14 protein-coding genes and 2 pseudogenes are annotated in these 20,846 nt (G+C 71.1%); 8 read left to right on the top strand and 8 right to left on the bottom strand.

From position 1 onward, the window contains the following. Positions 1 to 945 precede the first annotated feature (945 nt). The 4 genes from ACWC2T_RS36990 to ACWC2T_RS36975 all read right to left on the bottom strand — a co-directional run bounded on the left by ACWC2T_RS36990 (position 946) and on the right by ACWC2T_RS36975 (position 4,189). Complete coding sequence (locus ACWC2T_RS36990) at positions 946 to 2,208, bottom strand: PP2C family protein-serine/threonine phosphatase (protein WP_450674719.1); 1,263 nt, start codon at positions 2,206 to 2,208, stop codon at positions 946 to 948. Positions 2,209 to 2,289: 81 nt separating this feature from the next. Further along, entirely contained in the window at positions 2,290 to 3,027 is a 738-nt protein-coding gene (locus ACWC2T_RS36985; protein WP_450674718.1) for a polyprenol monophosphomannose synthase, read from the bottom strand. A gap of 89 nt (positions 3,028 to 3,116) precedes the next feature. After that, entirely contained in the window at positions 3,117 to 3,881 is a 765-nt protein-coding gene (locus ACWC2T_RS36980) for a hypothetical protein (protein WP_450674717.1), read from the bottom strand. Continuing rightward, positions 3,878 to 4,189, bottom strand: coding sequence for a PadR family transcriptional regulator (locus ACWC2T_RS36975; protein WP_450674716.1), 312 nt, complete (start codon positions 4,187 to 4,189; stop codon positions 3,878 to 3,880). The genes ACWC2T_RS36980 and ACWC2T_RS36975 overlap by 4 nt, the downstream gene beginning before the upstream one ends. 481 nt (positions 4,190 to 4,670) lie before the next feature. On the opposite strand from ACWC2T_RS36975, the gene ACWC2T_RS36970 reads away from it, so the two are divergent. Next, positions 4,671 to 7,580, top strand: a complete 2,910-nt coding sequence (locus ACWC2T_RS36970; protein ID WP_450674715.1) for an AfsR/SARP family transcriptional regulator — start codon at positions 4,671 to 4,673, stop codon at positions 7,578 to 7,580. Positions 7,581 to 7,674: 94 nt separating this feature from the next. On the opposite strand, the gene ACWC2T_RS36965 is transcribed toward ACWC2T_RS36970, so the two are convergent. The 3 genes from ACWC2T_RS36965 to pstS form a co-directional block, all read right to left on the bottom strand. Continuing rightward, positions 7,675 to 8,433, bottom strand: coding sequence for a cutinase family protein (locus ACWC2T_RS36965; protein ID WP_450674714.1), 759 nt, complete (start codon positions 8,431 to 8,433; stop codon positions 7,675 to 7,677). A 223-nt stretch (positions 8,434 to 8,656) separates the two neighbouring features. After that, positions 8,657 to 9,733 (bottom strand): hypothetical protein, encoded by a 1,077-nt coding sequence (locus ACWC2T_RS36960; RefSeq protein WP_450674713.1) that lies wholly within the window; start codon positions 9,731 to 9,733, stop codon positions 8,657 to 8,659. A 309-nt stretch (positions 9,734 to 10,042) separates the two neighbouring features. Beyond that, the gene (pstS, locus tag ACWC2T_RS36955; RefSeq protein ID WP_450674712.1) at positions 10,043 to 11,188 is read right to left on the bottom strand and encodes a phosphate ABC transporter substrate-binding protein PstS; all 1,146 of its coding nucleotides are present in this window, start codon (positions 11,186 to 11,188) and stop codon (positions 10,043 to 10,045) included. 134 nt (positions 11,189 to 11,322) lie between these two features. Here pstS and ACWC2T_RS36950 point away from each other — a divergent pair, with 134 nt between their 5' ends. The 4 genes from ACWC2T_RS36950 (at position 11,323) to ACWC2T_RS36935 (ending at position 18,306) form a co-directional block, all read left to right on the top strand. Continuing rightward, on the top strand, positions 11,323 to 14,943 hold the full coding sequence (locus tag ACWC2T_RS36950) for a hydantoinase B/oxoprolinase family protein (RefSeq protein ID WP_450674711.1): 3,621 nt from the start codon (positions 11,323 to 11,325) through the stop codon (positions 14,941 to 14,943). Between the two features lie 246 nt (positions 14,944 to 15,189). After that, positions 15,190 to 16,353 carry a site-2 protease family protein gene (locus ACWC2T_RS36945; protein ID WP_450674710.1) on the top strand — a complete coding sequence of 388 codons (1,164 nt, stop codon included), beginning with the start codon at positions 15,190 to 15,192 and terminating at the stop codon, positions 16,351 to 16,353. Positions 16,354 to 16,510: 157 nt separating this feature from the next. Then, positions 16,511 to 17,380: an esterase/lipase family protein gene (locus ACWC2T_RS36940; RefSeq protein WP_450674709.1), complete on the top strand. Its 870-nt coding sequence runs from the start codon at positions 16,511 to 16,513 to the stop codon at positions 17,378 to 17,380. A 29-nt stretch (positions 17,381 to 17,409) separates the two neighbouring features. Continuing rightward, positions 17,410 to 18,306: a GNAT family N-acetyltransferase gene (locus ACWC2T_RS36935; RefSeq protein WP_450674708.1), complete on the top strand. Its 897-nt coding sequence runs from the start codon at positions 17,410 to 17,412 to the stop codon at positions 18,304 to 18,306. Positions 18,307 to 18,348: 42 nt separating this feature from the next. Here ACWC2T_RS36935 and ACWC2T_RS36930 read toward each other — a convergent pair whose 3' ends face one another. Next, positions 18,349 to 19,344: a hypothetical protein gene (locus tag ACWC2T_RS36930; RefSeq protein WP_450674707.1), complete on the bottom strand. Its 996-nt coding sequence runs from the start codon at positions 19,342 to 19,344 to the stop codon at positions 18,349 to 18,351. Positions 19,345 to 19,553: 209 nt separating this feature from the next. On the opposite strand from ACWC2T_RS36930, the pseudogene ACWC2T_RS36925 reads away from it, so the two are divergent. The 3 genes and pseudogenes from ACWC2T_RS36925 to ACWC2T_RS36915 form a co-directional block, all read left to right on the top strand. Further along, positions 19,554 to 19,682: pseudogene (locus ACWC2T_RS36925) on the top strand (PhnA domain-containing protein); the annotation flags it as partial. A 131-nt stretch (positions 19,683 to 19,813) separates the two neighbouring features. Continuing rightward, positions 19,814 to 20,164: an ArsR/SmtB family transcription factor gene (locus tag ACWC2T_RS36920; protein ID WP_450674706.1), complete on the top strand. Its 351-nt coding sequence runs from the start codon at positions 19,814 to 19,816 to the stop codon at positions 20,162 to 20,164. Between the two features lie 212 nt (positions 20,165 to 20,376). Next, positions 20,377 to 20,846: pseudogene (locus ACWC2T_RS36915) on the top strand (proton-conducting transporter membrane subunit); the annotation flags it as partial.

Below are 20,846 nucleotides of genomic sequence, written 5' to 3'. Positions count from 1 at the left end.
AGCTGAACGTCGGGGTCGGACCATCGGTTGCCTCCGCAGCGGTTCGTGCTTCGCACAGGTGCTGACGTGCCGAAGGGCAGGGACGTCATGACAGGCAACGGTGCCGACCGCCTCGAGCGACGGCCTGACAACGTTGCCATTCACGAGTGTCGAGTGAAACGCGTGGGCTCACGGCATGTCAACGAGGCCAACAGAGCTTTCTGAGTGCGAAGTTCGCAGCCGGGATTCCTGCGGCAGCGCGCCGCGGGTATCGGCAAGCGGTCACGGGCCCCCGGAGGATCCGGGGGAGGACGGTCCCATCCAGACTTCACGCGGGGCCACGAGGCCGGTGGAGCGTTCGCGCCCGGTGTCGAGGGCCGACTAGGAACCGGACTGAGCCCTGACGCAGTTGCGCCCCTTCGGCGCCAGACTCCTTCCGCGCCCGCCGTTGCGGGCGTGCACCAGCACGGACACAGGCGAGCGCCAGGTTCCACCCCCCGGGCCACGGCTTCACGGCCCGCACCCGCCAACGCGGCGCGGCAACAGCAGAGTTGCTTCCCAGCCTCCCCGGCGACACGGCCAACAGGTCGGCCCGGCCCGGCACTTCAAGGCGCTGCCCGCAGCTGCGTTCCACTACGCCGATGAGGTTGAGGAGTCGCCGATGTCATCGACGGCGCAACGGCCGCTTCCTCGCCGTACGACGGCCCTTGCATCGCAAAAGCGACCGGTGACGACACGAGGGTCGCTCCTCGCCCGCACCGGCGACAGCCACCGGACCACAACGGACCGGCCGACGGTTTCCTCGGCCGCCCAGCCGCATATCTCCTGCGCAGGACGGCCCCGCTCCGTCACCCGCCCGCCCTCGTCCACGCGCGTGATCAGGCCACCACTCGCGAGTGGCCGCGAGGAGCCGCCGATCGGCTCAGCGTGGTCGCTCGAATGGCAGCCGGTGGGCGCCGTACGGCGTCACAGCTGCGGGCGCCATTCGAAGAGCAGGATGGTCACGTCGTCCCGCAGTTGGTTGCGCTGGTGGCCGAGGATGGCGTGGATGAGCAACCGCAGGACCTCTGCCGGGCGTTGTCCGGCGGCGGAGGAGCGGATGATGAAGTCGGTGAACCGGTCGAGGCCGAACTCCGCGCCGGCCGCATCGCGAGCCTCCACGACACCGTCGGTGTAGAGCAGGACGCAGTCGCCCGGTTCCAGTACCACCTCGTGGACGTGCCGCGCTCCGGGGAGTTCCCCAGCCAGGCCGATCGGTGGCTGCGGGGGGCTGTCCAGCGCCCCCTCGAGCACTCGCTCGGCGCGGATCAGCAGGGGCGGCGGGTGACCGCAGTTGACCCAGCGCAGTACCCCGGTTTCCGCGTCGAGCCGGCACACCACACCTGTGCAGAAGTGATCGGGCAGCCAGTGGGCGAGCGCCTGGTCGACGGAGCCGACGATGTCAGCGAGGTCGCCACCGCTGCGGCGGGCGTTGCGCACCGCCGCCATGGCCACCGACGTGGTCAGGCCGGCGGTCAGATCGTGACCCATGCCGTCGAGGATCATGGTGTGCAGGATGTTCTTGACCACCGAGTGGTCGAAGGCGTCGCCTGCGATGTCGTACGCCGGTTCCAGGACCGCCGTAGAGACGCACCTTCTGCTGCCGACCGTGTGGGGCGGCAGGAAGGCCCGCAGCATCTCGGCGGGCAGCGCCATGGTCGCGGTGCGGGTGCGGGCGGCGAGCCAGTCGCTGTAGGCGCGCTTGGAGGTGATCAGCATGGCGAACACATCGGCCAGCATCCGGCTGCGGCGCATCCGCGCCTCGTCGGGCAGGGTGGTTCCCACCGCCACCACACCGAGCCGCTCCGCACCGTCGACCAGAGGCACCCAGACGATCGAGCCGTCGTGGGCGTCGGCCACCTGCGGGGAGAGTGTGCGGTACGCCCAGCCGCCCGACGAGCCCTCCACCGGCAGCGGCTCCAAGGCCTCGTCGAGGGGGATGAGCAGCCGTTGCCGGAGGTCGACGAGGTAGATCAGCGCGCTGTCCAGGCCGAGGGCCGCGGCGCACCGGTTCGCCAGGTCGGGCAGTTCGACCGGCAGAGCCGTCTGCGCCTCGGTGATCAGCGCTGCCAGCCGATTCTCGTCGACAGCGGTGACGGGACCGGCGGACGCGTGCGGTGGGTCCGGCACGGAGATCACCCCTTCCGTGCCCAGTCTCACACCGATCCCGGCCTCTCTCACGTCAGGCATGATCGCGCGGGGTAGGCCGTGACGAGGGGCGAGAGCGGCGGCCGGGGCGGTCGGCCGGGCCCGCCTGGCCTGCAGGAGGTCTCAGCCCGGCGTGGTTCCGAAGCGTAGTCTCCACGGGGTGAGTGCGGATTCGAGCTGCACACCGAGGCTCATCTTCGACGCGCCTCGCGTGCGTTCCTCGAAACGGATCGGCACCTCGAGGATGGTCAGGCCCCGCTTGACGGTGCGGTAGTTCATCTCGACCTGGAACGAGTACCCGTTGCTGTGGACGGACGAGAGGTCGATCGCTCGCAGGGTATCGGCCCGCCACGCCTTGAATCCGGCGGTGGCGTCCCTCACGTGCAGTCGCAGGATCGCGTTGACGTAGAGGTTGGCCCAGGCGGACAGGGCCTTGCGGCGCCACGGCCAATCGGTGGCGACGCAGCCGCCTGCCACGTACCGGGAGCCGAGCACGACGGCGGCGTCCTTCGTCCGCAGCGTGTCGACCATGGCGGGGATCGCCGAGACCGGGTGCGAGAGATCGGCGTCCATCTGGACCACCACATCGGCGGCCTCGTCCAGGGCACGGGCCATCCCTGCGACGTAGGCGCGCCCGAGCCCGTCTTTGGCGGTGCGGTGGAGCACGCCGACGGTGTCCGGTGCCCCAGCGGCGAGTTCGTCGGCGACCTCGCCCGTGCCGTCGGGTGAGTTGTCGTCGACCACGAGCAGATGCAGGTTCGGCACGGGCAGTTCCGCGAGCAGGCCGGCCAGGACGGGCAGGTTGTCCCGCTCGTTGTAGGTCGGCACCACGACAACGACCTTCGGGGCTACGACGGCCATCTGCGGCTCCTCGATCAGCCATGGACAGGTGGGGTGAGACGCCCCGGAACAATGCGGGGCAGACTGCAACATCGGGCTTCTGCCGGGGGCTACGCCTTCCTGCGCCGCAGGTCGTGGCCGATGCTGAGGGCTGCGGCGGCCAGGAGGCCCAGCGCCACGCCCTCGGCGAGGGAACCGGGGCGAGGAGCGGTCCGGAGGGCAGCGAGGAGATTCTGGCTCGCGGAGAGGGCCAGTCCGGTCCCGATGTACAGCAGGGCCGTGGACAGCCGGCGCGTCGTCGGCAGGTGAGCGGTTCCGGCGATGCGGGCGACGAGGACGCACAGGCGCAGTGCGACGAATCCGAGCGAGAGCCAGTAGTAGGTGACCGCGGCGGCGTCGGCGAGACCGGTGAGGTGTTCGGCCATGCCGCTCCACGCCATCAGACACAGGGCCGCCACGACGAGGGCAGGGGCTGCCAGAGTGCGCGTCGCCGTGGCGGTCAGGGTGCGCAGTGCTGCGCCGCGCAGAGGTGGGAGCGGTACGGCAAGGCCGATGCCGAGCAGGAGCGGGGCGAGCCACAGGCTGGTGGCGGGGTGGTGGATGTCGGCCGTGAGGGTGGTGGAGGGCTCGGCAGAGCGCAGCAGCAGCCCGGTGGCCGCGGTGAGCGCGAACAGCGCGACGGTCAGCACGCGGCGGGTCTGGCCGGCGGACGTCTCCGGCCAGTCGCCGGGGCGCAGCCACAGCCGCGCGGCCCCCGCGAGGGTGTCGGGCCAGGAGCGGATTCCGGCGGCGGACACCTCGTGGCTGATGTCCTCGCCCCATCGCTCGCGTACGGCCGGCGGGTAGAGCCGGGTCAGCAGCACGCCCGCGCTCATGCCGGGGTGATCCCCAGTGCGCGCAGGCCGGCGGCGGAGATGCGGGCCATCTGCTCGAGCTCGGCGCGCAGTTGGTCACGGCCCGCATCGGTGATCTGCATGGTGCGGTGTCGTTCCTGGGTCTCGGGCCCCTGCTCCGCGGGCCGGATCAGTTCGCGTGCCTCCAGCCGGGAGAGCGCGCCGTAGAGGCTGCCGGGGCCGAGTTTGTGACCGGTGAGTTCTTCGATAGCGGTGTTGATGGCGTATCCGTGCAGCGGACCGTCCGCGAGGACGGTGAGCACGAGCATCTGGGCATCGTTGCTGTGCATGGGTCTCCTTGCCTCCGGCCTCTCATGATACGAGCCGCGATACTACTTGTCACGTAGTACGCGGCAGGTAGCATGAGTGACGATGCCCCTGGCCCAGTTCGGAGTGCCGATGCTCGCGCTGGCGATCGGGCTGCGGCTGCTCGTACGTCGCGATCAGTGTGGCGACGGCGTTCCGTGACGCGCTGTGGCACCTGTTCGGGACGGGCTCGCTGACGTCCGCCCCTCCCGTGGCCGTGGAGGGAGAGCAAGTCGCCCTGACAGCAAAGGAGTTCTTGCTCTGTTGCACAGAAGCCGTGTGGTGCCGTCGTATCCGATAGGCGCAGGTCTTGTGGGGGTGGCCGTGGGGTGGGTGGAGGCTGGATAGACTCGCCGCGTGCCGATTCCGCGCGAGTTATCCACGGATGCAAATCAGCAACTTCGATTCGCTCTGCTCGGGCCGCTCCAGGCCTGGCGTGGCGACGCGAGTCTGGAGCTCGGGCCGGTGCGTGAACAGGCGCTCCTGATCGCCCTGCTGCTTCGGCCAGGCAGGACGGTCAGCAGGCAGCAGCTGCTCGACGGGGTGTGGGGTGGCGAGCCCCCCGGCACGGGCAGCAGAGTGATCCCGGTCTACGTCCACCGGTTGAGACGGCGCCTGGATGCTCGTGGAAACGGCTCGGCGAATTCCGTGATCGACACCGTCCGCGGCGGCTACCGCTTCGCCCCGAGAAGTGCGTGCACGGATGTGGCGCGGTGCGAGGAGATCGCGGCCGAAGGGCGCGCGGCGCGGGATTCCGGAGACCTGGACGCGGCGGTGGACGCGTGGTCCCGGGCGCTGGCACTGTTTCGCGGCGAGCCCCTGGCCGGGATCGTGGGGCCCTTCGCGGAAGGGGAGCGGTTGCGGCTGACGGAACAGCGGCTCCTGTTGCTCCAGGACAAGGCGGACTGCCAGCTCCGAGCGGGACACCACGCCCGGGCCGTGGGGGAACTCTTCTCCCTGACGACGGCCCACCCCTACAACGAGGCGCTGGCCGCCCTGCTCATGCGTGCCCTGCATGCCGGCAACCGGCAGGCCGACGCGCTGGACGTCTACGCCGCGGTGCGGCGCCGTCTGGTGGACGGGCAGGGGGTGGAGCCCGGCGTCGAACTGCGACGGGTGCACGAGGCGGTCCTCCGTGGCGACGACTCGTTGCTGCTCGGCGACACCGCGCCACGGCAGGGGCGGACGACGGAACACATGCCCCATCGGCCGACCGGGCCTCGGCGTCCGGATCAGGCTCGCCAGAAGCGCCGGATGCGGCATGAACTGCCCGTTGAAACAGGCAACTTCACTGGCCGGGACCGAGAGCTTCGACTTCTCGTCGCGCCTGCCGACGCGCGGGCGGTCACCGTCCGGGCGGTGGACGGCATGGCCGGAGTCGGGAAGACCGCTCTGGTGGTGCGCGCGGCGCGAGCGCTGCGGGACCGGTATCCCGACGGCTGCCTGTTCGTGGACCTGCACGGCCACCGTGAGGACCGTGAGGCGATGGGGCGGCAACGCGTACTGCGCCGGTTGCTGCGGGCGGTGGGTGCCGGTGACGGGGAGGACTCCGAGGACCTGGACGAGTTGGCCGCCTCGTGGCGGGCGGCGACCGCTTCCCTTCGGCTGCTGCTCGTACTCGACGACGCCTCCCGCGCCGAGCAGGTACGACCGCTGTTGCCCGCTGGTTCCGGCAGCATGGTGATGGTGACGAGCCGCCGACGCCTGACGGGGCTGGACGCGGACCGCAGGGTCTCGCTGTCCCCTCTCGGTGTCGACGAGGCGGCGGACCTGCTGACCCGGATCGTCGGCGGCGAGGAGGGGGTCGCCGCATCCGACCACGAGCGTGCGGCCGCACGCGAACTCGCCACGTTGTGCGGTCGGCTTCCGCTGGCGTTGCGTATCGTCGGGGCACGGATACAGGACCGCCCGTCGTGGGCGGTGGACGCCCTGGCGGTGCGACTGGCCGACGACGAGCGCCGGCTCGACGAGTTGGCGGTGGAGGACCGCAGCGTGGAAGCCGCGTTCCGGATCTCCTACGAGCAGCTTCCGGCCGCCGAGCGGCGTGCCTTCCGTGCCCTGGGCCTGTCACCCACCGTGCGGCTGGACCGGCTGACGCTGGCCGCCCTGCTCGACTGGACGCCCTCCGACGCCGAGCGCGCCCTGGAGAGCCTGGCCGAGGCGAGTCTGGTGCAGCGGGTGACCGCCGACCGCTACCGGCTGCACGACTTGATGGCGGTCTATGCCCGACGCGTCGCCACCGCATCGCCCGACGAGGTCCCGGCGGCCCAGGGCGGTGTGTTCCGGCTGTACGTGGCAGCCGCCCGCCGCGCCAGCGACTGGGGCACCTCGTCCTTTCCGACCGGCCCGCAGGACATCGGACCCTTCGCGGACTGGGAGGAGGCCACGGCCTGGCTGGACGAGGCGGGCGGTGAACTGGTCGACGTGATCGGACAGGCCGCGGCCGTGGGCCGGCTGGACGAGGCCTGTTGGATCGCCGAGGGCCTGGTCGACTACCTGACCCGCCAGGGCCGGTTCCACGAGTGCCGCACCGCGCTGGAGATGCTGCTGCCGATGGCCGGTCAGGCCACCGACCGGCGGATGGACTCCGCGCTGCGCACGGCTCTGGGCATCCTGAACGGGCTGCAGGGCCGTTACCGGCAGGCCCGCACCTGGTTCACGCAAGCGCTGGACATCAGTCGCCGGACCGGTGACCGGCATGAGCAGGCCAGAGCCGCGGCCGGTCTCGGAACATTCGCCAATCTCGAGGGGCGGATCGCCGAGTCCATGGGCCATTTCGCCGAAGTCCTCCGACTGGCAGGGGAGTTGACGCACGACGACTGGCTCACCGGTTCGGTCATGACGCGCGTCGGCGACGTACACCACCAGCTCGGAGAGTACGACAAGGCCTACAACCGCTACCTGGAGGCGATCGCCCTTGCCGAGAAGGGGGGCAGTCCCAGGCTCCTCGGCAAGACGCTGCTCCGCCTCGGTCGTCTCCAACTCGACCTCGGGCGGCCGGCCGAGGCCGTCGGCACCCTAGGGAAGGCCGAGGACCTGGCCAGGCGGCTTGGCGACATCCCCCTGTACTCCGCGGTCCTGGGCAGGCTGTCCGCGGCGGAAGCCGACCTGGGCCACCCGGAGGCGGCCGCCGAACTCCGTCGCCGGTCACACGCGGTACTGGACGAGCAGACCGGCACCGCCTCGGAGATCGCGATACGCCATCGGCTGATCTGGCACGGCGCCGTGGCGGAAGAACTCGCCGGGGCGCGCGACTTCTTCGAGCGCGCCACCGACCTGCCGGTCGGCGATGCCCACCGCGCGCGCATCTCCCGCGCTCTGGACGACCTCGACCGCCGCCGGCAGGAACGACAACCGGGAGCCGACGAGTCATAGCGTCCCGAGCGAAGCCGGTCCGGCCGGGGCACCCCCGGCCGGACCACGCTCCCTCTCCCCCCGGCTCTCCCCGTGGCCCCCTGCGTCAGGAGCCCTACGCGGGGTTCCCGTCGGCGTTCCGCCACTGGATCCCGTCGCCACCGTGATCGGCGAGGGTCTGGGCGATGACGTTACCGGCCTCCGGGTACTTCGGGTGCAGGCTGAAGTACCCGGGCGCGTTCAGCAGGGACGCGTCGCAGACCGGGTCGCCGTGGATGCAGTACCGCGTGACGGGGATGCCGTTGAACTCGGCCGGCCCGGCGCCGGGCGAGGTGAACCCCGGCACGCCCCACCCCTTCGGGACCTGTGCGGTGAAGCCCGTGCCGGGCTGCATCGGGTCGGCGTAGAGCATGCCGTCGACCTGCGAGAGCGGGATGCTCGTGCCTCCGTTCGCGATGGTCCGGAGGACTTCGTCGGCCGCCTGGGCGCCTTGCGAATAGCCGGTGATCGTGATGGTGGCCTCAGGGTGGTCGCGGTGGGTCCCCTCCGCCACGCGCAACCCCTCCTGGTAGCCCTGCTGGACGCTGGAGTCGTAGTTCGGTGCGGTGGCGCTGTCGGGGTGGAACTGTAGGTTCGTGAGGTCGACGAGGGGGCCGTTGGGGCCGATGAAGGGGCCGGCGGTGGCCGGGTAGCACACCTTGATCGCGTGGTCGCCGAGCTGGAGAGCGTTGTTCGCGTTGTCGTAGGAGGTCGTCGTGGTGGCGCATTCCGGCACGTGCGACGTGGGGCCGGTACCGCCGATCTCGATGTAGTAGTGCTCTGCGTCGGCCGCGTGCGCGGCGGAGGGGAACGCGACGGCGGTGCCGGCGCTCATCGCGGCAGCTACGGCGGCGGTGCGAACGACCCGTGCGATCCTGCTCGTTTTCGACATTGCGTGAATTCCCCCTGGGGTTGTGAACCTGCCGGGCAACGAACGCATCAGACGCTAGGCACCGGTGTTCACATCCCGTTGACATACCGATGACTGCGCTGGTGGCGCCGCTGTGCACCATGCCGCAGTGGTGGTTGTCGTCGGTGGCCGTCCCCCGTTCGCCGGGTCAGGACAGGGACGTCCTACCGCGCCTCCTGACCAGCAGCACGGCAGCGGCGGCGCCCACCGCGACGGCTCCGATGCCCGCGCCCAGCCACACGGAGGCAGGCGGTCCGTCCTCGCCGCCGCGGCGAGCAGGGTCCTGGGTGACGGTGAGGTAGCTGGTCTTCGTCACGCGCCCGTGGTGGCTGACGACAGTGACGGGATACGCGCCGGGCGCCAGGTCGGGCTTGATCCGCGCCGGGCCCCAGAAGAGCGGGTCTTCGCCCTCATGGCCCTTGACGACGTCGGGCGCCAGCTTGGCAGGGGAACGGAACGCCGGTGAGGTCGCGGTCAGTTGCTCCTCCCCGGGGTCCGGATGCGCGTCCTGCCACCTGACATACACCGTCCGGCCCGCCCCGACCGTGAAGCCCCTGAGCCGGGCGCTGAACACATATCCCTGCTGCCCGAAGAAGGCCGGGCCCCTGGCCTTGCCCAGATAGTCGTCGTCGCCCGGACGGGCCGAGCGGACGTCCAGCCGGGTCTCCGCCTTCCGCGTCCCGCCCGCACCGGTCACCCACACCGGGTACGACCCATCGCGCAGGGCGTGCCGCAGCTGCACGCCAAAAGCGTTGAACGAACGGGTGTTGTTCCAGGACTCCTTGTCGTGGGCGAGGCGGACGGGCGTGGCGAACGCCGTGGAATGGGCCGTGAAGGACGTGCCGGTCTCTCCGGGGAACAGGTCGTCGAAGAACAGGTTCACCTTGGTACCCGGGCGCACCGCGCCGACTCCGTCCACTTCGATGGACGGACGCCTCGGCGGCTTGACGTTGATGGTGTCACGGGCGACGACCTTGCGACCGGCCTTGACGACGAGCGGATACGATCCGGGCTTGGCCGACACCGGGATGGGCGCCTTGACGCCCTCGCCACCGGTGTCCCCCGCGCGGTCGTCCATCGGGACCGGGGCCGCGAAGACCGGCGATTCGGCCACCAGGTGCACGCCCGGTTTCCGTTCGTAGTTGAGCAGATCGATCCCGATGGCCTCACCGGGGCGTGGGTTCGCATACGCCTGGCTGATCGTCGGAGGGTCTTGCCCGGCCACGGCCGACTGCGTCAGGCCCCCGCATCCGAGCACTCCCCCACATACACCGACGGCCACCACCCGCTGCCAGCTCGCCCTCATGGTGCCCCCCTCTCACTCACTGAGGAAGAGGGAAAGACCGGCCCGGAGGTTGGCCAAGCAGTACTGGAAGGCGCTGGGGTCCGCGTTCGCCGGAAGGGACGCGGGCTCGCCGTACTGATGTCAGGTACGACGATGGCCGTGCCGGCCCACGAGCCGGTTGCTCCATGAACCCTGCTGTTCGCGCGCGCATGGTCGCCGAGGCCGACGTGGGGTGCGACCACGTCGCGGTCAGGACAAGGTGCTGATCTCGTTGCGCACCTTCTCCACGATGGTGGCCGGGAGCGTCGCGTAGCCCTGGAAGCTCAGGTCCTGTTGGCCCTGGGAGTCGGCGATGTACGTCAGGAACGCCTTGGTGGCGGACAAGGTGGCCGGCTTGTTGCCCTTGTCGCAGACGATCTCGTACGTGACCATGTCGATGGGGTAGGCGCCCGGGGCCTTGGTCGTGTAGTCGAATTTCAGCACCAGATCGGCGCCGGAGTCCGTGATCTTGGCATCGGCGATCGCCTTGGACGCCGTGAGGACACTGGGGGCGACCGGGGTGGAGGCTCCGGTGGCGATCGACACCATGGGAATGTTGCGGGTGACCGCATGGGTCAGCTCGACATAGCCGATGGCGCCCACCGTCTTCTTCACCTGTTCGGCGAGACCCGAGGAACCCTTCGCGGACCGACCGCCCTTGGCCGCCCACTCCTTGTTGTGTCCGTACGGCCAGGCGCTCGCGGCGGCGGCGCTCAGGTAGGAAGTGAAGTTGTCCGTCGTGCCGGAGGAATCCGAGCGGTGCAAGGCCTGGATCGGCGTGGACGGCAGTTTGGTGCCGGGGTTGAGCTTCGCGATCGCCGGATCGTTCCACGTGGTTACCTGCGAGTCGAAGATCTTGGCGAGGGCGGGGGCGTCCAGGACCAGTTTCCTGATCCCCGGCAGGTTGTAGCCGATCGCGATCGGTGCGCCGACCACGGGCAGATCGATGGCGTGGCCACCGTGGGAGCAGACGCTCTTGGACTGGTTGATCTGGGCGGCGCTCAGTGCGGAGTCGGAACCGGCGAAGGCGGTCTTTCCGTTGAGGAAGTCGTTCTGGCCGGCGCCGGAGCCGTTGCCGTCGTAGCTGATCCGGGTGCCGGGGCAGACCCGCGTGTAGTTCCTGATCCAGAACTGCATCGCGAACTCCTGCGCCGTCGAACCGGAGGCCGACACAGCGGCCGCCGTGCCGCACTTGACACCGATGGCAGCCGTGGCGGCGGGTGAGGCAGCCGTGGACGATCTCCCGGAGGGCTGTGGGCTGCCCTTCGAGCCGCAGGCCGTCAGGACCAGCGCGCCGGAGACGAGCGCCGAGCCCACCGCCAGGGTGGACAGTCCGCCCTTCTGCTGAAGCTTCACTCTCCGGTGCTCCTTGCCTGCAGACCGCGCGTGCGTCACCATACGCATTTATTTGATCACATTTCGTCAGAAATACCTCGTAAGAGGCCTGTCACTGACCGGCCGGTCACCGGTCGACGGCGGACAATGGGTGCATGAGTGGTCGCTGGCAGTTCTGGATCGACCGTGGTGGCACGTTCACCGACGTCGTGGCGGTGACGCCGGATTCCGAGGTGGTCAGCCGCAAGCTGCTGTCGGAGCAGCCGGAGGCTTACCGGGACGCGGCGGTCGCCGGGATCCGTCTCATGCTGGGCCTGGAGGCGGACGAGCCGATTCCGGGCGACCGGATCGAGGTGGTGAAGATGGGCACCACCGTCGCCACCAACGCACTGCTGACACACACCGGCGAGCCGACCGTCCTGGTCGTCACCCGGGGCTTCAGGGACGCCCTGCGCATCGCCTACCAGAACCGCCCCCGCATCTTCGACCGGCGCATCCTGCTTCCGGAGGCCCTGTACGCCCGGGTGATCGAGGTGGACGAGCGGGTGGGCGCGCGCGGCGAACTCATCCGCCCGCTCGGCCTGGACGCCGCAGCGGAGGCGTTGGCCGCGGCGTATGCCGACGGGTTCCGCAGTGCCGCGGTCGTCCTCCTGCACGGCTACCGCCATTCCGCGCACGAGGCCGCCGTCGCCAAAGCGGCCCGCGCCATCGGCTTTTCGCAGGTCAGCTGCTCGCACGAGGTCAGCCCGCTGATCAAGCTGGTACCGCGGGGCGACACGACCGTGGTCGACGCCTACCTCTCCCCCATCCTGCGCCAGTACGTGGACCAGGTGGCCGCCGAGCTGCACGGTGTGCGGCTGATGTTCATGCAGTCCGGGGGCGGCCTGCGCGAGGCAGGCCACTTCCGGGGCAAGGACGCCGTGCTGTCCGGCCCGGCGGGTGGGGTCGTGGGCATGGCGCGCGCCGCCACCGGCGCGGGCCATGACAGGGCGATCGGCTTCGACATGGGCGGCACCTCGACCGACGTGTCCCACTACGCGGGCGAGATCGAGCGGGTCCTGGGCACCCAGGTGGCCGGAGTGCGGATGCGGGCGCCGATGACCGACATCCACACCGTCGCCGCGGGCGGTGGCTCGATCCTGCACTTCGACGGGATGCGCTACCGCGTCGGCCCCGACTCGGCCGGCGCCGACCCCGGCCCGGTCTGCTACCGGCGCGGCGGGCCGCTGACCGTCACCGACGCCAACGTCATGGTCGGCCGCATCCAACCCGGTTTCTTCCCCCGGGTGTTCGGCAAGGGCGGCGACCAGCCGCTGGACGGGGCCGCGGTCCGGGCCCGCTTCACCGAGCTGGCCGAGCAAACCGCCGCCGCGACCGGGCGGCGTCGCAGCCCGGAGGAGGTCGCGGCGGGATTCCTCGACATCGCCGTGCTCAACATCGCGAACGCGGTCAAGAGGATCTCCGTCCAGCGCGGCCGCGACATCACCCGCTACGCGCTGGTCGCCTTCGGTGGCGCGGGCGGCCAGCACGCCTGCGCGGTCGCCGACCGGCTCGGCATCGACACCGTCGTGATCCCGCCGCTCGCCGGGGTGCTGTCCGCCTACGGCATCGGGGTGGCGGACGCGGTCGCGCTGCGCGAACGCTCCCTCGAGGCCGCCCTCGACCATCCGGACACGGCAGCCCGCGTCGAGGCCGTCCGCGCGGAGCTTCAGGAGCAGGCACGCCGCCAACTGCGCGAGGACGGCGTGCCGGACGCCACCGTCCGCACGGCCGCCCGCGCCCTGCTGCGCTACGAGGGCACCGACTTCTCGCTGCCCGTGCCGCTGGGCCCGGCCGAGGAGATGCGGGGCCACTTCGCGCACGACCACCGCGACCGCTATGGCTTCACCATGGACAAGCCGCTGGTCGTCGAGGCCATCGCCGTCGAGGCCACCGGTTCCTCCGGCCCGCGCACCGCCACGACGACCGTCCTGCCGCCGCGGACCGGCGCACTGCAAGTGGCCGACATTGTAAGGATGTTCACCGAGGGCCGCTGGCAGCCCACCCGGCTCTACCGACGTCAGGACCTGCGCCCCGGTGACGGCGTAGAGGGTCCGGCGATCATCGCCGAGGCGGATGCGACCACGGTCGTGGACCCCGGTTGGCGGGCCACGGCCGACGAGCACGGCGACCTCGTCCTCACCCGCTCCCGCCCCCGCCCGTCCCGTACGGCGGTCGGCACCACCGTCGACCCGGTGATGCTGGAGGTCTTCAACAACCTGTTCATGTCCATCGCCGAGCAGATGGGTGTACGGCTGGAGAGCACCGCCCACTCGGTCAACATCAAGGAACGCCTCGACTTCTCGTGCGCGCTCTTCGACCCCGACGGCAACCTCATCGCCAACGCGCCCCACATCCCCGTGCACCTGGGGTCCATGGGCGAGTCCATCAAGGAGGTCCTGCGCCGCAACCGGGGGTCGATCCGGCCCGGCGACGTCTATGCCATCAACGACCCGTACCACGGCGGCACCCACCTGCCCGACATCACCGTCGTCACCCCGGTCTTCGACACGGGGGGCGAGCGGCTCCTCTTCCTGGTCGCCTCGCGCGGCCACCACGCCGAGATCGGCGGCATCAGCCCCGGATCCATGCCCGCGTTCAGCACCGTCATCGACGAGGAGGGTGTGCTCTTCGACAACTGGCTGCTGGTGCGCGACGGGCACTTCCGCGAGGACGAGACCCGCCATCTGCTGACCACGGCCCGCTATCCCTCACGAGACCCCGACACCAACCTCGCCGACCTGCGCGCCCAGATCGCCGCCAACGAGAAGGGCATCCACGAACTGCGCCGCATCATCGACCAGTTCGGCCTCGATGTCGTCCACGCCTATATGCGCCACGTCCAGGACAACGCCGAGGAATGCGTACGCCGCATCATCGCCACCCTCGAGGACGGCGAGCACCGCTACGAGACCGACAACGGCGCCGTCATCCAGGTCGCCCTGCGCATCGACCGCGAACGGCGCAGCGCCGTCCTGGACTTCAACGGCACCTCGCCCCAGCAGCCCGGCAACCTGAACGCCCCCACCTCCGTCGTCATGGCAGCCGTGCTGTACGTCTTCCGCACCCTCGTCGCCGATGACATCCCGCTCAACAGCGGCTGCCTGAAGCCCCTCGACGTGCGCATCCCCGCCGGCTCCATGCTCTCGCCCGCCTGTCCGGCCGCGACCGTCGCCGGAAACGTCGAGACCTCCCAGGCCGTCACCGGCGCCCTGTACGCCGTCCTGGGCGCCCAGGCCGAGGGCTCCGGCACGATGAACAACGTCTCCTTCGGCAACGAGCGCTTCCAGTACTACGAGACGGTCGCCTCCGGCGCCGGTGCGGGCGAGGGTTTCGACGGCGCGGATGCCGTGCAGACCCACATGACCAACTCCCGCCTGACCGACCCCGAGATCCTGGAGTGGCGCTACCCGGTGCGTGTGGAGGAGTTCCGCATCCGCGAGGGCAGTGGCGGCAACGGCCGCTGGCACGGCGGGTGCGGAGTGGAGCGACGGCTCCGGTTCGCCGAGCCGATGACGGTCGCGGTTGTCTCCGGTCACCGCCGGGTCCCGCCCTACGGCATGGCCGGCGGCGAACCCGGCGCCCTCGGCGAGAACCTGATCGAACGCGCCGACGGCAGCGTCCATCGGCTGCGCGGCTGCGACACGTCGGACGTCACGGAGGGCGACGTGCTGATGATCCGCACGCCCGGCGGAGGCGGTTACGGATCCGCCGACGGCACCCGGCCCGCTCACTGACGAGAACGGCCTGGCCCGTCCCGCACGAGTGGTGGCGACGACCGAGACACGGTGGTCGGCCGGGTCGACGTGACGTGTGACCAGCCCGGCGGCGATCGTCCGGCCGGTCAGACCGCCGACCGTACACCTGCTGCGACTGGACCTGCGCCCCGCGCGGCGGGGCGTTTCCGGTCGTCCGGGCCGGTGACGGACCATGGGAGGGAGGGGAGCCGGCGGCGAAAGGGCGGCCCATCGGCGGTGATGGCGATGAGGGGTTCGATCTTGCTCGGGACTGTCCGGGGACTGGCAGTGCGGGCGCACTGGAGTGTGCCGCTGATCATGCTGCTCTTCGCCTACGGCCTGGCCACCCGGACGCTCCCCGGTTACGCGCCGGGCCAGGCGCCGGTCCTGTACGCGGTCGCCGGGGTCGCCGGCGCCGCACTGCTGCTGGTGAGCCTCGTGGCGCACGAGATGGCCCATGCGCTGACGGCCCGCAGGGCAGGGCTCTCCGTGCGGGACGTCACGCTGTGGGCGCTCGGTGGAATGACCCGGATGGAGCGGCCGACGACCGCACGGGCCGCGTTCACCGTCGCGGTCAGCGGGCCGCTCGCCAGCCTGTTCCTCGGCGGCCTCGGAGTGGGCGCGGCGTACGCGGTGGAAGCCGTACTGGGCTGGCGGATCGGCGTTGCCGTACTGGGCTGGCTGGGTGGCACCAACCTGCTGCTGGGCGTCTTCAACCTGCTGCCGGCCGCGCCCCTGGACGGAGGCCGGCTGCTGCTGGCCGTGCTGTGGTGGCGTACCGGGGATCGCGATCGAGCCCAGCGGGCGGCCGGGCGGGCCGGACAGGTCCTGGGTACGGCGCTGGGCGTGGTGGGTTGGCTGGCGTTCCTGAGGGGGATGACCGGCGGACTGTGGCTGATGGTCATCGGCCTGTTCGTGGCGGCCGCAGCCGCGGCCGAGCGGCGGTGGGCCGAGTTGGTCACGGCCCTGCGTGGGGTACGGGCTGAGCAGGCCATGACCACTCCGGTGGTCACCGGTCCCGACTGGCTGACCGTGGACCGCTTTCTGTCCGAGGTGACCGCCCGGACGCGGCACTCCGTAGTGCCGCTGGTGGACTTCGGCGGCCGTCCCAGTGGTGTCGTCCAGCTGAGCCGGCTGGCCGCCGTACCGGCCGACCGGCACGAGTCACTGCGGGTACGAGACCTCGCGACGCCCCTGTCCCAGTGCACGCTGGCCGCACGGGAGGAGCTGCTGATCTCCGTGCTGGAGCGCCTCGCCAACGGGGGCGGACTGCCCATCCTCGTCATGGACGACGGCCGGCTCTGCGGGATCATCACGGCGCACGACATCGACCGCTCCCGCCGGAACCCACGGCGGCCGCCGCTCCCGCACCCTTCCCGGGACACCGATGAACCGGAGCGTCGGGTGTGACCTGCGGGGAAGCCGCTGCGGTGGTCAGGGAATGATGTTCACGCGCACAATGTTTCCTATGTAGGGCAAACGGGGGGTCAGCCGGAGAAGGTGAACGGCCACGGCTATTCCTTTCGGACCCCATCTGTCGGTGCCGGGGATGTCACCGGTACGCGGCGTGGGTATCGAGGCAAGCAGAGCCGCCGGGCGGCTGGTACGGCTCCCGCTCGACATCGCCGCGGGAGGCGTCGGACAGCTGGCCGGGCACTTCGTGCGCGCCCTGTCCGAGCCGGGCACCGGCAGCGACGAACCGCCGTCGCCGCAGGGGGACATCCCCGTGCTGCTGGTCCATGGTCTCGGCGACGGGGAGTCGATCGTCGCGCCGCTGCGGCGGGGGCTGGACGGTCTCAGCGCCGGGCCGTTCGTCACGGTGAGCTACCACGCCTTCAGCCCGGACATCCGCGCCGCCGCACGAGTCCTGGGCGAGCAGGTGGAGCTGGCGAGTGCCCGCAGCCCCGGGCGGAGCGCCGTCGTGATCGGGTACAGCCTCGGAGGGCTGATCGCCCGGTACTACGTGCAGGCGCTGGGCGGTGACGTACATGTGCCACTGGTGATCACGCTGGCGACACCGCACGGCGGGACGGCTGCGGCCCTGCTGGCACCGCCGCATCCGCTGCTGCGCCAGCTACGGCCCGGAAGCGGGCTGCTGGAGGAGCTCGCCGAGCCGGCCCCGGGATGCCGCACCCGGTTCGTGGCTTTCTACAGCGACTTCGACGAGGTCGTGATTCCGGCGTCCAGGGGCCGCATCGACCACCCCGACCTCAAGGCCCGCAATGTGCTCGTGCCCGGCGTCGGCCATCTGACGCTGCCGCTGCACCAGCCGGTCATCGACCAGGTGCGCTCGCTGCTGACCGCGGCTCGGCAGACCTCTGCCGCCGCATCCCTTCCGCACGGCCACGGTCCGAGGAAGAACGGGCAGCCCCGAAGCACCGCAGACGTTCCCGTGACAGCCCGTCCCAAACGGAGGACGCTGAAAGGGAGCCGGTAGGAACGTCAGCACGAGCGCGGACGGACAGCATGACCTCCTCGCCCAGCCCCGAGAACGGGACGACCGTACGCCCCCTTCGCCCCCAGGACGTACCGGGGGTACGAGAACTCATCGACGCCGACCGGCTTCCCGGGCAACCGCACTGCGTCCCCGAGAAGCTGGCCGTGGCATGGCAGCGGCCCCTCCCCCTGGTCGGGCGGGAGATGACGGCCAGGCCGCAGATCAGCGTTCTCACCGATGCCCGGGACCGCCCCTGCGGGACCATCGCGTATCTGTCCTGGGCCGATGCGCGGACCGGTCTCATCTGCTGGATCCACGCGCACGAGGACCGGTCGAGTCTTCGCGCCCTGCTCGGGCACGCTCTGTCCGCTCTGGCCCACTGCCCGCGGATCGAGGCGTTCGTGAGCGCTCCGCCGGGTGCCCTGGGGCCGGGCGGTCTGCCCCGCACTCGGCGCCGGGCCACGCACGACGCCTTGGTGCAGACCGGTTTCACAGGCTGCTGCCAGGGCTGCTACATGCACCTCGGGCTTCCTGCCGAACCGCCGCCGGGCAAAGTGTTCGCCGACGTCCTGCCCTGCGACTTTCCCCCGGGCCACCGGCTGATCATCCGTGAGGACGGTGAACCGGTCGCCGAAGCAGTGGTCAGCATGGGTCCCGACCGCACCGCGACGCTCTACTGGCTCGAGACCACGCCCGCCCGCCGGCGCCGCGGCCTGGGCCGCAAGGTGCTCCGTCAGGCCCTGGTCCTGTTGGCCGAGCAGGGCGCCGGCGAGGTCGCGCTCGTCCTCGACGACGCCCGGCGGCCCAGCTCCGAGGAGCAGGCCGCCACCCGGCTCTTCCGTTCCTTCGGCTTCGCCGTCGTGGACGAGCTGTGGACCTACCAGCACCGACACTCCGGCCCGCCGCGGCCTGACGCCGACACGTGAGCCCGAGGGTCCGGCGGCCGGCCCCGCCCGGACCGTCGGCGCTCAGGCGTGCACTCGTTCGGCGGCCGCGAGGATGGTGGAACGCGCCTGATGACGGCGCTCGTAGTCCAGCACCCGGCGGGTGAGGCCCTCTCCGGCATCGGCGAGCCGCTTGCGGATGTCGCTCGCGTTCATGCTGTCGTAGCCGGGCCAGGGCTCGGGCCCGAGCAGGTCCGCGATCCTGCTCAGGACCGCGGGACGGGCCGCGTGGGAACGCTCGTACGCGCCGACCATGGCGAGTTCCGTCTGCGACAGCTGCGGGAGCCGATCGAGGATCATCCTGGCGCTGAGCCTGCGGTAGTCGGCGATCGGCAGCGCATCGGCCGAGATGAGGGCCCCCTCCGGCACGCCCTGGAGCAGGTCCACGCCGGGCATGCGCTCGGCCGTCTCCCTCAGCCAGGTGCTCCAGTCGCGGACCGTCTGGCCGGCGCCGCCGACGCTCACTCCATCAGTGACCAGCGCCGCCTGGGCGGCCAGCACCGCTGCCTCGGCCTGCTGCTCGAGGCAGCCGGCGAGTTCCTCCAGCGTCTCCTCGCCATCACTGCGGACGGCGCTGAGCAGGTCCGCGGTGGCGGCGTCCTCCGCCTCCTGGGCGATGCGCTCGGCGGCCCGGCAGATGGCCACGGCGAAGGCGGTGGCCGCGTACTCCTCCTCGACGTTCTTCAGCAGCCGTTGTTCCGTCGCCTTGCCCTGCTGGCTCCGCAACAGGGCGCCCGGTGCGACCATGGCCGCGTCCAAGGGCAACCGGACCGCCTGCCTGGTGATGTCCCAGGCATTGCCGAGAACGTTCTGCACGCGCCGGCGTGGCTTCAACGCGGCCAGACGCTCGTCGATGACGTACACGTGCCCTCGGGCGTCGCCGGCGCGGCGCTCCAGGATCTCCCGGTACTCCCCAGAGGGCGTGACCGCGAGGTCGGCTTTGAATCGGTCGGCCAGCGCGGCTTGGGACTCACGGACCTCGCGCAGCGCAGGAACGAGCATGTCTGTGGCTACGGCCATCACGTTTCCTTCGGATAGGGCGATGCTCGCATGACATCGGGCCAAAGCGGCCCCGCCCCCCTCGTTCCCTACCGTGCCCCGAAACCGCCTCCCCCGCATCTTCCCGGCGGCCACTCGTAGGTTCCGCCGCCCTGCTGGAGCACACGCAGAAGTAAGAGATCTCTGTCGGCCCGAGTGGTGCGGGCGCGGATCAGCACGCCACTGTGGTCGCCGGTGTCAAGGCGGGCACCAAGGTGCGCATCCGGCGCGTCGACGGCGTGGACGGCCACGACATCGACTGCAGGACCGACGGGTTCGGCGCCATGCAGCTGATGTCCGGCGTGGTCAAAGAGGCCTGAATCCTGGATGCGGGTTCGGTTCTGCCGGTGCCACGCGCGAGGATGTGTCGCATGTACGTGACGAGTGGGTGGAGGCGACGCCGTGTGGTCGGGCCCGTGCGGCCGTGGCGCGCCGAGAAGGAGGCGGCTCGATGAGCGCGCCGCTGTACCAGCTGAAGGCCGAGTTCTTCAAGACGCTGGGCCACCCGGCCCGGATCCGTGTCCTGGAGCTGCTGAGCGAGCGCGAGCACGCGGTCGCGGAGATGCTGCCCGAGGTGGGTATCGAGCCCGCGCACCTGTCCCAGCAGCTGGCCGTGCTCCGGCGGGCGAACCTGGTGCGGACCCGCAAAGAGGGGTCGAACGTGTACTACTCGCTGACCAGTCCCGAGGTGGCGGAGCTGCTGCGGGTGGCACGCTCGATCCTGTCGGGCGTGCTGGCGGGGCAGGCGGAGCTGCTCGCCGACCTGAAAGCGACCCAGTCGGAGGCGAAGCCACCGGCGTAGCGTCGGCCGTCGAACCCTGCGCCCCGGCCCGCGACGGTCGCCCGGCGGCGAGCCCGCGCCGCGCTGCTGTTGACCGCACCCGTCGTCGCGCCGGTGCTCGTCGCCGGCGCGCATGCCCTGACGGGAGTACGCACCAGGCGACCACTGCCGGCTGTGGTGCCGGCGGCTCACCGGCCTACGGCGACGGGTGAGGGGGTGGGGTGGCGGTCCTGGTGGCCGAAGCACCGCCGCCCCCGCCGGTCCCGGGGCGGCACCCCATGGACTGGGCCGCACTCGTCTCGCCCGCCGTGATCCTCGTCTGCGGGAGCCTGCTCGCGATGTCCGTCGTCGCCGACGGACCGCAGCGGGCGTACTCCGGGCTGCTGCGCGCGGACGCGCTCACCGCCTGGATGCTGCTGGTCGTCGGTGCGATCGCCCTGATCGCCTGCGGCTCGGCCCCGGCGTATCTGGCGGGCGAACGCGCCGCCGGACGGGCGAGTGACCGTGCGGTCCGGCACTACCACGTGCTCGTGCAGGCGTTCCTGGCCGCCATGTGCCCGGCCGTGGTCACCGCCAACGTGGGCGTGCTGTGGGTTGCGGTCGAGGCGACCACGATCGTCACCGCCTTCCTCGTGGGCCACCGCCACACGCGCGCCTCCGTGGAGGCGGCCTGGAAGTACGTGGTGATCTGCTCGGCCGGGAT

The organism is Streptomyces sp. NPDC001393 (genome assembly GCF_053597455.1).
The sequence above is the reverse complement of the archived record's forward strand: the minus strand, read 5'-3'. Positions and strand labels throughout refer to the sequence as shown.

Bases quoted from the DNA above. Each gene is read 5' to 3' on its own strand.
- ACWC2T_RS36920 (WP_450674706.1), top strand. From the start codon at position 19,814: ATGAGCGCGCCGCTGTACCAGCTGAAGGCCGAGTTCTTCAAGACGCTG.
- ACWC2T_RS36935 (WP_450674708.1), top strand. From the start codon at position 17,410: ATGACCTCCTCGCCCAGCCCCGAGAACGGGACGACCGTACGCCCCCTT.
- ACWC2T_RS36930 (WP_450674707.1), bottom strand. From the start codon at position 19,344: ATGGCCGTAGCCACAGACATGCTCGTTCCTGCGCTGCGCGAGGTCCGT.
- ACWC2T_RS36985 (WP_450674718.1), bottom strand. From the start codon at position 3,027: ATGGCCGTCGTAGCCCCGAAGGTCGTTGTCGTGGTGCCGACCTACAAC.
- ACWC2T_RS36950 (WP_450674711.1), top strand. From the start codon at position 11,323: ATGAGTGGTCGCTGGCAGTTCTGGATCGACCGTGGTGGCACGTTCACC.
- ACWC2T_RS36980 (WP_450674717.1), bottom strand. From the start codon at position 3,881: ATGAGCGCGGGCGTGCTGCTGACCCGGCTCTACCCGCCGGCCGTACGC.
- ACWC2T_RS36975 (WP_450674716.1), bottom strand. From the start codon at position 4,189: ATGCACAGCAACGATGCCCAGATGCTCGTGCTCACCGTCCTCGCGGAC.
- ACWC2T_RS36965 (WP_450674714.1), bottom strand. From the start codon at position 8,433: ATGAGCGCCGGCACCGCCGTCGCGTTCCCCTCCGCCGCGCACGCGGCC.
- ACWC2T_RS36990 (WP_450674719.1), bottom strand. From the start codon at position 2,208: ATGCCTGACGTGAGAGAGGCCGGGATCGGTGTGAGACTGGGCACGGAA.
- ACWC2T_RS36945 (WP_450674710.1), top strand. From the start codon at position 15,190: ATGAGGGGTTCGATCTTGCTCGGGACTGTCCGGGGACTGGCAGTGCGG.